Origin of the sequence: Saccharopolyspora shandongensis (assembly GCF_900106995.1) — a bacterium.
Classification (GTDB): domain Bacteria; phylum Actinomycetota; class Actinomycetes; order Mycobacteriales; family Pseudonocardiaceae; genus Saccharopolyspora; species Saccharopolyspora shandongensis.
Genome location: NZ_FNOK01000050.1, coordinates 61,712 through 72,113, shown reverse-complemented (window position 1 = coordinate 72,113; position 10,402 = coordinate 61,712). Strand labels below are relative to the sequence as shown.

The following is a 10,402-nucleotide window of genomic DNA, read 5'->3' as shown; positions in this document are numbered from 1 at the left end:
TGTACGGGCCGTCACCGAAACCCTTGATCGAGGCGTAGACCAGCCGTGGGTTGATCTCACGCAACCGCTCCCAGGTGAAGCCCATCCGGTCGACGGTGCCGGGCCCGAAGTTCTCCACGAGCACATCGGAGCCGGCGACGAGCTCCGCGAAGATCTCCTTGCCGCGCTCGGACTTCATGTTCAGCGTGATGCTGCGCTTGTTGCAGTTGAGCATGGTGAAGTACAGGCTGTCGGCGTCGCCGACGTCGCGCAGCTGCCGGCGGGTGATGTCGCCGGTGGGTGCCTCCAGCTTCACCACGTCGGCGCCGAGCCAGGCCAGGATCTGCGTCGCGGACGGTCCGGACTGGACATGCGTCATGTCCAGCACCCGGACACCTTCGAGTGCACTCATGTCAAGGCCCCTCACTTGTACATGGTCTGGTTCATGGTTCCGGGTGCGTAGACGTCGGGGTCGACCCAGACGTTGATCAGCGACGGCAGGCCCGATTCGCGGGCGCGGCGGAGGGCCGGGCCGATCTCGTCGGGGTCGCGGACCTCTTCGCCGTAGCCGCCGAGCATCTGGGCGAACTTGCTGTACTCGACGTCGCCGAGGGTGTTGCCGACCCGGCCGCGGTCCTCGCCGTACTTGGCGATCTGGCCGTAGCGGATCTGGTTCATCGACGAGTTGTTGCCGACGATGCCCACGAACGGCAGGCCGAAGCGCACCATCGTCTCGAAGTCCCAGCCGGTGAGGCTGAACGCGCCGTCGCCGAACAGGCACACCACCTCCTGGTCGGGTCGGGCGTGCTTGGCGGCCATCGCGAACGGCACGCCGACGCCGAGGGTGCCCAGCGGGCCGGGGTCCATCCAGTGCCCGGGCGCCTTGGGCTGGATGACCTGGCCGGAGAAGGTGACGATGTCGCCGCCGTCGCCGATGTAGATGGAATCCTCGGTGAGGAACTCGTTGATCTCGTGCACCAGCCGGTACGGGTCGATGGGGGAGGCCGTGGAGTGCTGGCGCGGCAGCCGCTTCTCGTAGGCCGCGGTCTCGACCTCGCGCAGTTCCTGCACCCAGCCCTTCCGGCCGCTGGCGCCGTTGTCCAGCCGCCCGGAGGTGGCCTGGGCAAGCGCGGTGAGCACCGCGTCGGCGTCGCCGACGATGCCAAGGTCGATGTCGCGGTTGCGGCCGACGGTGCGGTAGTCCAGGTCGATCTGCACCACGGTGGCATCGGGCGAGAGCCGGCGGCCGTAGCCCATCCGGAAGTCGAACGGGGTGCCCAGGATGATGATCAGGTCGGCGTTGTCGAAGGCGTAGCGGCGGGCGAGCTGGAAGTGCAGCGGATCCCCGGGCGGCAGCGTGCCGCGCCCGGCGCCGTTGCAGAACGCGGGCAGGTTCAGCTCTCGGACCAGCTTCACCGCCGAGTCCGTCGCCCGGCAGGTCCAGGTCTGGCTGCCCAGCAGGATGCACGGCTTCTCGGCCCCGACTAGCAGGTCGGCCAGCTTTTCGACGGCGTCCGGGTCGCCTGCGGAGCGGGTGGTGGCGCGGTATCCGCCCGCGCCGGGGATGCGCGCCTTCTCCAGCGGCACGGACCTGTCGAGGATGTCGCGCGGGATCTCCAGGAACGACGGGCCGGGCGCGCCGTGGAAGCACTCCCGGAACGCCATCGACACCATGTCGGCGACGCGTTCGGTGTGCGGCACGGTGGCGGCGAACTTGGTGATCGGGTTCATCATGTCGACGTGCGGCAGGTCCTGCAGCGAGCCCATCTTGTGCTGCGACAGCGCGCCCTGCCCGCCGATGAGCAGCATCGGGCTCTCGGCCCGGAACGCGTTGGCCACGCCGGTGACCGCGTCGGTGGTGCCGGGGCCGGCGGTGACCACGGCGCAGCCAGGGCGCCCGGTGATCCGCGCGTAGCCGTCGGCGGCGTGCGCGGCGACCTGCTCGTGCCGGACGTCGATCACCTCGATGCCCTCGTCGACGCAGCCGTCGTAGATGTCGATGATGTGCCCGCCGCATAGCGTGAAGATGGTGTCCACGCCCTCGGCCTTGAGCGCCTTGGCGACGAGGTGACCGCCGGAGATCAGCTCGGTTTCGCCTGCTTGGTCGGTTGTCGTCTGGGCCATCTGCGCTCTCCTCCTAGCCGGTGCCTACGGTTGGCTCCATACTGCATACCGTATGAGGTGCCTTTCAGGCTTACCGCAGAACCAGGTGGGTGTCCATAGTCGGATCCAGGCTCCCCGTGCGACCCCCGAGAGTCCACAGTGGAACTTTTCGGCGGGATTCGTGCTGGTCAGACGCTTGTCGTAGCGTCCGTTGGGCGCATTGCCGGGCGGGATGCGGCTGGCGCAATCTTGCCGCGAGAGTCACATACTGTATACGCTGCATGCCGATGGTCGCCCGGCATCGCCGCGGCTGTGTGACCCCGCTCGCGCTCAGCTGGTCGCCCCGGCGACCGGCGAGTCCACTGTGGAGCTTGCGGGAACCGGTCCGGTCGACGGAGATCGCGAGCCGCCGGTACGGGACTCGGTGCCGCAGGCCGGCGATCCGCAGCTGCGCCTGCTGCGCCGGATCGGCGTGGTCGACCCGGAAAGCCTGGACGACTACCGGGCGCACGGCGGCTACGCGGCGCTCCGCAGAGCCCTGGACATCGGCTCGGCCGAGGTGATCCGGCAGCTCACCGAGGCGAGGCTGACCGGGCGGGGCGGCGCGGCGTTCCCGACCGGCCGCAAGTGGGAGGCCACCGCGGGCCAGCCGGCGCGGCCGCACTACCTGGTGTGCAACGCCGACGAGAGCGAGCCGGGCACCTTCAAGGACCGGGTGGTCATGGAGGGCGATCCGTTCGCCGTGATCGAGGCGATGACCATCGCCGGCTTCGCCACCGGCTGCGCCCGCGGCTACCTCTACATCCGCGGCGAGTACCCGCGGGCCACCCGCCGCCTGCGGAACGCGATCGCCCAGGCCCGCGAGCGCGGCCTGCTCGGTCGCGGCATCCTCGGCCGGGACGGCTTCGACTTCGACATCGAGCTGCGCCGCGGCGCGGGCGCCTACATCTGCGGCGAGGAGACCGCGATCTTCAACTCGATCGAGGGCTACCGAGGCGAGCCGCGCAGCAAGCCGCCGTTCCCGGTGGAGCGCGGTCTGTTCGGCAAGCCGACCGTGGTCAACAACGTCGAGACGCTGATCAACGTGCCGCTGATCCTGACCGGCGGGGGAGCGGAGTACGCGCGCACCGGCACCGAGCAGTCGACCGGGACGCGGCTGTTCTGCCTCTCCGGCAGCGTGCGGCGGCCGGGCGTCTACGAGGTCGCGTTCGGCACGACCCTGCGGGAACTGCTGGACCTGGCCGGCGGGGTGCGCGACGGGCGGCGGTTGCGAGCGGTGCTGCTCGGCGGCGCGGCGGGCGGGTTCGTCGGGCCCGACCGGCTGGACCTGCCGCTGAGCCTGGAAGCCGTGCGGGAGGCCGGGACGACGCTGGGCTCCGGGGTGGTGCTGGTCTTCGACGACACCGCCGACCTGCCCGCGTTGTTGCTGCGCATCGCCGCGTTCTTCCGCGACGAGTCGTGCGGCCAGTGCGTGCCGTGCCGGGTCGGGACGGTGCGCCAGGAGGAGGCGTTGCAGCGGCTCGCCCGGGGCCGCGGCGACGGCGCGGACGACCTCGCGCTGCTGCGCGAAGTCGGCCAGGTGATGCGGGATTCGTCCATCTGCGGGCTCGGGCAGACGGCCTGGAACGCGGTGGAGTCCGCAGTGGAGCAACTCGGCGCGTTCGCAGCTGGAGGATCGCATGAGTGACGATTTCACCGCCGCCCGAGCGGATGCCGGGGGAGGCGCCGCATGACCGCCGTCGACATCGGGCTGCCGCGCCGCCTGGTCGAGTTCACTTTGGACGGTCGAACCGTCAGTGTGCCGGAGGGCTCGACGATCCTGGACGCGTGCACGGCGCTGGGCATCTCGATCCCCACGCTGTGCTGGGGAGACACGCTGCAACCCCGCAACGCCTGCCGGGTCTGCATGGTGGAGGTCGAGGGCTCGCGCACCCTGGTGCCGTCGTGCTCGCGGCAGGTCGCCCCCGGCATGGTGGTGCGCACCGACTCCGAGCGCACCCGGCGCAGCCGCAAGGTGGTGCTGGAACTGCTGGCCTCCTCGGCGGATCTGTCGACCACGCCGCAGGTCGGCGAATGGATGGCCGAGTGCGGCGCGCAACCGGAGCGGTTCGGCCCGCCCGAGCCGCCCGCCGACGACCACGACGAGCGCCGGCCGGGAGAGCACGAGGAGCCGGACGGCAGCTCGGCCGCGACGGTGCGGCAGGACGCGAAGGTCGACAACGACCTCTACGTTCGCGACTACGGCAAGTGCATCCTCTGCTACAAGTGCGTGGACGCCTGCGGACAGCAGTGGCAGAACACCTTCGCCATCGCCGTCGCCGGGCGCGGCTTCGACGCGCGGATCTCCACCGAGTTCGCCCGGCCGCTGCCGGAATCCGCCTGCGTCTACTGCGGGAACTGCATCGAGGTCTGCCCGACCGGCGCGTTGAGCTTCAAGACGGAGTTCGACATGCGCGACGAGGGCACCTGGGACGAGTCGCGGCAGCAGCGGACCACGACGGTGTGCACGTTCTGCGGCGTCGGCTGCAACCTCACGCTGCACACGCAGGACAACGAGATAGTCCGGGTCACCTCGCCGCACGACAGCTCGGTCGGCCACGGCAACCTGTGCATCAAGGGCCGGTTCGGCTGGCAGCACGTGCAGAACCGGGAGCGCAAGGGCGAGCCGTGACCACCGGTCTCGACCGGATCGTGCGCACGGTCGTCGAACCGCCGCGCGCGGCGCGGACGAGCTACCCGCAAGAACTGGGTGACGGCGACGGGCGAAGCGGACAGCTACGTGCGGACGTGGACATCGCGCTGCCCGCGGTGTTGCCGTGTTGCTCGCCTCGGACGCGGCGCCGTCCCGACAGCCGGAGGTGCGCGGTCAGGGTTGCCGGATCAGCTCGTCGAGCCGTTCTCGGCTCCCGACCAGCGGCAGCTGCGTCTGCGGCGCGCTGCCGACCACCATCGGCCGCATCATCTCCACCATGCTCATCGCGCCGTCCTCGTGGGAGAGGATGTGGCAGTGCCACACGGTGGTCCCGGGCAGCGTGAACCTGCCCACCCACGCGGTGATGTAGTCCGGTGGCGAGACGAAGGTTTCCTTGGGCCCGGTTTCGTGGGGCCGCGGCGGCTCGAACGGCCCGATCGTGCCAGGTACCGGCCTGCCGTCGGCGTCCCACCGGCCGACGTGCCAGCGCCCGATGAGCCGGAGCTCCACCATGTGCAGGTGGATCGGGTGGGCGTCGGGCGAGCGGTTGCGCATGGCCCACACCTCGGCCGAGTCCAGCTGCGGCGTCTCGGTCGGCTCGTCGTGGTAGTCCAGCAGCCGGTCCCGGTCGCCGAGCTGCGGCACGCCAGGCGTCGCCTCGGCGGCTTGCACCGTACGCAGCCTCGCGTCGGGCAGCAACGCTTCGGGCGGCAGCCCGTTGTTGGTCTCCGGCAGCGCCTCCGGAATCTGGGAGTGGTCCGGTGAGCTGGAGGAGGTCCCGACGTCGAACCGCATGATCTGGGGGATTCCGCCGCCGTCGGGATCGACCTCGTCCAGGTCGCCGAGGGGCGCCGGGGCGTTGTTGGTCAGCACCCAGTTCTCCGCCTCGTGGCCGGTGAAGTCGACGACGACCACGTACCGCTCGGCCGGCGCGACGAGCAGTTCCGACACCGGCGCCGGGTGCAGCAGGTACCCGGAATCGTTGCCCACCACGGTCATCCGCGGGACGTTCGCGCGTTGTCCGCCGGCTTGCCGCAGGCCGAAGCGGTACGAGCGCGAGTCCGAGGCGTTGAGCAGGGTGAAAGTGTAGCGCCGCGGCTCGACGGAGGACTTCGGGGCCACCGTGCCGTTGACCACCGGCAGGTCCCCGAAGAACTCCGGGTCGGCGTGGTTGTAGCACAGCGTGGCATCCGGTTTGAACTTCTTGTCCTGGATCGCGAAGCGCTGGGCGAATTCCCCCCTGGGCAAGGGGAATCCCGCCTCGATCTCGTCGGTGTTGGGCGAGAATCCCGCCAGGCCCGCGTAGACGTGGTAGCTGGTGTTGCGGTGGGCGTGGTCGTGGTACCACAACGGACCAGCGGCCTGGTCGTTCGGGAAGTGGTTGGTCATCGACCCGCCCGGCGGGATCTCCGGTTGCAGCGGTGCCGGTACCCCGTCGCTCGGCGCCGGTTGCAGTCCGGCGTGCCGGTGCATGGTGATGCTGTTGCGGTCGTCCGGCTGGTCGAACGGGAAGATCGGGGTGCCGGCCGGGGGAAGGCCGTTGACCACGGTCACGTCGATCGGCTTGCCGCGTTCGGTGACGATCGTGGGGCCGAGGTACTGCATCGGGGCGCCTGGCGCGCTGTAACCCAACGTCCGCACGGCGGGCCACTCGCTGTGGAAGGAGTGGGCGTCGACGTGCGCGGTCAGCGTGTAGTGGCCGGGCCAATCGGGCGCCGCGACGGGAGGCTGCCGGGTCTCGTCCGCGAAGAAGGTCGGCACCGGCGATGGGCCGCACCGGACCGGTTCGGCCGCCGACGGCGATCCGGTCGGCACGAGCAGGCCCGCGCCGACGACTGCCGCGCCGGCCAGCCCCAGCATCCTGGCCCGGCCCGGGAGGCTCCGGAGCAGGCGGTGATCGTGGGGCGGTGTCTTGTCGCGCATCGAAAGTCCTCGGTCCGCTGCCGGCGCCACCCGCACGGATGGCGAGGATTGGGCTTCCTACGGGGAGTTTCGGCGGTTTCCCGGAACGGTTGAGCCCGAGGTCGGCGCGGCAAGCCGCTGGGGTGACGAGAAGCATGCGATCGGAGGTGCGCTCGACGGCTACTTGTCGCGGGGCTTCGCGCGGGTGTGCATCCGCTCGCCCTGCGGCCCGAACAGGCTGAGGATCTCCACCGGCGCTTCCCCGGTGCTGCCGAACCAGTGGGGCAGCCGCGTGTCGAACTCGGCCGCCTCGCCGACCTTGAGCACGACGTCGTGGTCGGCGAGCACCAGTCGCAGCTTGCCGTTGAGCACGTACAGCCACTCGTAACCCTCGTGCGTCCGCGGGTCGGGTTCGCTGCGGTCGGCACCGATGACCATCTTGAAGGCCTGCAGGCCGCCGGGGTGCTGGGTGAGCGGCACGACCGTCATGTCGTGCTGCCGGATCGGCTTCAACCGCACCCGGGGGTCGCCGACCGGCGGGGCGCCGACGAGTTCGTCCAGCGGCACCTGGTGGGCGTTGGCGATCGGCAGCAGCAGCTCCAGGCTGGGCTTGCGCTGCCCGGACTCCAGCCGGGACAGCACGCTGATCGAGATTCCGGTGCTCTCCGACAGCGCCGCGAGGGTGCAGTTGCGCTCCTGGCGGATCCGCTTGAGCCGCGGCCCGACGGCGGCGAGGACGTCTTCCATGTCCTTATTGCAGAAACAGCAACAAGGTTTGTCAAGTCCGTCGGGCCGGGCGCATGGTGGGTGCCATGAGGTCGGAAACGGAAGACGTACTGGTCGTCGGCGGTGGCGCCGCCGGGTTGAACGCCGCGCTCGTGCTCGCGCGGGCCCGCCGCAGGGTGCTCGTGGTGAACTCGGGCGAGCCGCGCAACGCGCCGGCGCACCAGGTGCACGGATTCATCTCGCGGGACGGCACGCCGCCCGCGGAACTGCTGGCCACCGGCCGAGCGGAGGTCGAGCACTACGGCGGCCGCGTCGCGGCGGGCGAGGTGCGCGCGGTGCGGCGCGACGGTGAGGAGTTCGACGTCGAGCTCGCGGACCGCGTGGTGCGGGCGCGCCGGTTGATCGTGGCGACCGGACTGCGCGACGAGCTCCCGGAGATCCCCGGCCTGCGGGAACGCTGGGGGCAGGACGTGCTGCACTGCCCGTACTGCCACGCCTGGGAGGTCCGCGACCAGCGGCTCGGCGTGCTCGGCTGGCAGCCGACAGCCGTGCACCAGGCCCTGCTGGTGCGGCAGTGGTCGGACGACGTGGTGTTCTTCGCCGAAGCTCTGGACGACGACAGCCGCGCGAAGCTGATCGCGCGCGGCGTGCGGATCGTCGACGGCGTGGTCGGCGGCCTGGAGGTGGCGGACGACGAGCTGCGCGGCGTGCGGCTGGCGGACGGGACTGTCGAGGCGCTGACCGCGTTGTTCGTGCCGCCCCGGTTCGTGCCCAACGACGCGGTGCTGACCGGGCTGGGCTGCGAGCCCGGCGACGACGGCTGGGTGCGGGCCGATCAGGCCGGGCTGACCAGCGTGCCGGGGGTGTGGGCCGTCGGCAACGTGGTGGACCCGCGGGCCCAGGTGGTGAACGCGGCGGCGGCCGGTGCGAAGGCCGCGGTCGCGGTGAACGCTGATCTGGTGGAAGCCGACCTGCTGGAGGCGGCGCGGTGAAAGACGTCGACTGGACCCCGAGGACGTCGCCACTTTGGACAGGCTGCTGGATCCGGCCGATCCGGCGAGCATCGACCGGCGGCAGGACCTGTTCCTGCTGACCGCGAAAACGGTGCGCTTCGGCCGCCGGCCGGGGTCCTGATGCGCGCTCCGGGTGGCTACCGCGACCCGAAGCGCGCGCCGCGCTCGTCGAGCGGGGTCGGCTGCCAGGCACGGGCGAGCTGATCGCGCAGCAGCGCCTCGGGGCTGTCGTCGTCGCCGTTGAGCCGGTCGTCGAGTCGGATGACGGTGTCGCAACGGGCGAGCACGAGTCCTCTGGCGACGACGTCCTCGTCGTACCCCGCCTGCTCGGCGATGCGGGCGGCGGCGGGTGCACCGACCGAGATGACGAGCCCCGCGACATCCGTTGCCGGATCGCCTGTTTCGGCGTCCGTCCAGTCCAGCACGCCGGAAATGGCGCCGGATTCGTCGACGAGCAGGTGCTCGCCCTTCAGGTCGGCGTGCAGCAGGACCTGTGCCCGCGGCGGGCCGACCGGCAGAGCTAGCCGCTCCGGGCCGCACTCCGCCCGGAGCCGGTCCTGCGCCGCGAGCCGGTCGGCCGCGGCCGCCGCATCGCGCACCAGCTCCGGGACATCGCGCCCGGCAGCGGCCGGGACGCCCAGTGCGGCGGCGGTGGCGATGGGCACCGCCCGCAGCCGGGACAGCATCACCGCCAGGTCTCGTTCGCCCGCCGCGGACACCGGCCGCGCCTCCGCGGAAACGCCGGGCAGGCGTTCGTCCACTGTGAACGCCAGGCCGGGCGCCCATTCGCCGGCGGCCGCCGAGCGGGGCAGCGCCACGCCGATGCGGTCGCGGAGCAGGTCGCGGACCGCGAGCTCGCGGCGTTGCCGGTGCGTCGATCCGGCGTCCGCGGCGAACCGCGCCACGTGTCGTTCGCCCACCGACCAGGACAAGTGCTCACCGCCCTCGTCGATCGGGCGCACCGCGAGCGGGCCGCGCAGCGCCAACGCATCCGCGGCCAGCGAAGCCACCTGCCGCTCGGTCAAGTCCGTCACGCCGACGATCTTCCCGCTCAGTCCTCGGAGCTCTTCGTCAGGTAGGTCTCGCGGGTGTGCTCGGTGTGCTCGCGCATCAGCTGGGCCGCCCGGTCGGCCTCGCCCTTGCCGATCGCGTCGATCAGGGCCGCGTGCTCGTCCCAGGACTTCTTGCCCCGGGACTTGGCCACCGGGGTGTGGTACCAGCGGACCCGGCGGGCCACCTGCGCCGCGATCTCCTTGAGGATCTTGTTGCCGGACATCTCGGTGATCAGGGCGTGCAGCTCGGCGTTGGCCGCGACCACCTCGTCGATGTCGTCGGCCTTGAGGGCCTGGACGCCGCGCTTGTGGACCTGCTTGAGGCCTGCCACGCCCTCCTTGGTCGAGTTCAGCGCCGCCAGCCGGGCGGACTCGGCCTCCAGCAGCGTGCGAACGCTCAACAGCTGGTCGGCCTCGTCCGGGGTGGGGCTGTGCACGAATGCGCCGTAGCCCGGCCGCAGGTCGACCCATTCGTCCTTCTGCAGCCATTGCAGCGCTTCGCGCACCGGCTGCCGGGAAACGCCGAGCAGCTCGGCGAGTTCCTTCTCGACCAGGTGCTGGCCGGGCTTGAGCTCGCCGGTGATGATGAGTTCCAGGATGGCCTCGTAGACGGTTTCCCGGAGTGGGACCGGGCGCGCGACCTGGCGCGCGGCGATGCCCTGCGGCAGTTTCGAGCTCAGCGACATGCGGTCAACTCCGGGGCTGGGCCAGGTCCGCCCGGCGGTCCTGGTCGGTTGGTGCGCTTGGTCGGCGGCGGGTGTTTTGCCCGATGGCTTTAGCATACAGTATGCGTCGCTCCGGAGCGCGCTGCCGAGCCCGCCGGGCGTGATCGTCCACATGGGACGGATCGCTGGGCCGAACGGATGGAACGGCCTGGTGCTGCTGGACATGGCGGGCGCGGCGGGACTAGAACCACTGTTGCTGGGTCGAAGTAC

9 protein-coding genes are annotated in these 10,402 nt (G+C 71.1%); 3 read left to right on the top strand and 6 right to left on the bottom strand.

The genetic code is table 11. From position 1 onward, the window contains the following. The coding region (locus tag BLW84_RS35825; protein WP_177226870.1) for a CoA transferase at positions 1-391 on the bottom strand (391 nt) is incomplete at its 3' end. An 11-nt stretch (positions 392-402) separates the two neighbouring features. Beyond that, positions 403-2,103, bottom strand: coding sequence for a thiamine pyrophosphate-binding protein (locus BLW84_RS35820; protein ID WP_093274885.1), 1,701 nt, complete (start codon positions 2,101-2,103; stop codon positions 403-405). Positions 2,104-2,446: 343 nt separating this feature from the next. Here BLW84_RS35820 and BLW84_RS35815 point away from each other — a divergent pair, with 343 nt between their 5' ends. Beyond that, complete coding sequence (locus BLW84_RS35815) at positions 2,447-3,769, top strand: complex I 51 kDa subunit family protein (RefSeq protein ID WP_245761624.1); 1,323 nt, start codon at positions 2,447-2,449, stop codon at positions 3,767-3,769. 42 nt (positions 3,770-3,811) lie between these two features. Beyond that, positions 3,812-4,753, top strand: coding sequence for a 2Fe-2S iron-sulfur cluster-binding protein (locus BLW84_RS35810; protein ID WP_093274880.1), 942 nt, complete (start codon positions 3,812-3,814; stop codon positions 4,751-4,753). Between the two features lie 195 nt (positions 4,754-4,948). Here BLW84_RS35810 and BLW84_RS35805 read toward each other — a convergent pair whose 3' ends face one another. Together BLW84_RS35805 and BLW84_RS35800 are read right to left on the bottom strand one after the other, a co-directional pair. After that, a complete protein-coding gene (locus BLW84_RS35805; protein WP_093274878.1) occupies positions 4,949-6,697 on the bottom strand; it encodes a multicopper oxidase family protein in 1,749 nt (582 codons plus the stop codon). 159 nt (positions 6,698-6,856) lie between these two features. Further along, a complete protein-coding gene (locus tag BLW84_RS35800; protein WP_093274876.1) occupies positions 6,857-7,423 on the bottom strand; it encodes a helix-turn-helix domain-containing protein in 567 nt (188 codons plus the stop codon). Between the two features lie 65 nt (positions 7,424-7,488). On the opposite strand from BLW84_RS35800, the gene BLW84_RS35795 reads away from it, so the two are divergent. Further along, on the top strand, positions 7,489-8,394 hold the full coding sequence (locus BLW84_RS35795; RefSeq protein ID WP_245761623.1) for an NAD(P)/FAD-dependent oxidoreductase: 906 nt from the start codon (positions 7,489-7,491) through the stop codon (positions 8,392-8,394). A gap of 158 nt (positions 8,395-8,552) precedes the next feature. Here the strand turns inward: BLW84_RS35795 and BLW84_RS47960 are convergent, their stop codons facing one another. Next, positions 8,553-9,449: an aminoglycoside phosphotransferase family protein gene (locus BLW84_RS47960; RefSeq protein ID WP_177226869.1), complete on the bottom strand. Its 897-nt coding sequence runs from the start codon at positions 9,447-9,449 to the stop codon at positions 8,553-8,555. Positions 9,450-9,466: 17 nt separating this feature from the next. Further along, complete coding sequence (locus BLW84_RS35785; RefSeq protein WP_093274871.1) at positions 9,467-10,153, bottom strand: GntR family transcriptional regulator; 687 nt, start codon at positions 10,151-10,153, stop codon at positions 9,467-9,469. Positions 10,154-10,402: the final 249 nt, after the last annotated feature.

What these genes read in the sequence shown, in the direction of transcription:
- BLW84_RS35785 (WP_093274871.1), bottom strand. Translation starts at nt 10,153, where the DNA reads ATGTCGCTGAGCTCGAAACTGCCGCAGGGCATCGCCGCGCGCCAGGTC.
- BLW84_RS35805 (WP_093274878.1), bottom strand. Translation starts at nt 6,697, where the DNA reads ATGCGCGACAAGACACCGCCCCACGATCACCGCCTGCTCCGGAGCCTC.
- BLW84_RS35810 (WP_093274880.1), top strand. Translation starts at nt 3,812, where the DNA reads ATGACCGCCGTCGACATCGGGCTGCCGCGCCGCCTGGTCGAGTTCACT.
- BLW84_RS35795 (WP_245761623.1), top strand. Translation starts at nt 7,489, where the DNA reads ATGAGGTCGGAAACGGAAGACGTACTGGTCGTCGGCGGTGGCGCCGCC.
- BLW84_RS35820 (WP_093274885.1), bottom strand. Translation starts at nt 2,103, where the DNA reads ATGGCCCAGACGACAACCGACCAAGCAGGCGAAACCGAGCTGATCTCC.
- BLW84_RS35800 (WP_093274876.1), bottom strand. Translation starts at nt 7,423, where the DNA reads ATGGAAGACGTCCTCGCCGCCGTCGGGCCGCGGCTCAAGCGGATCCGC.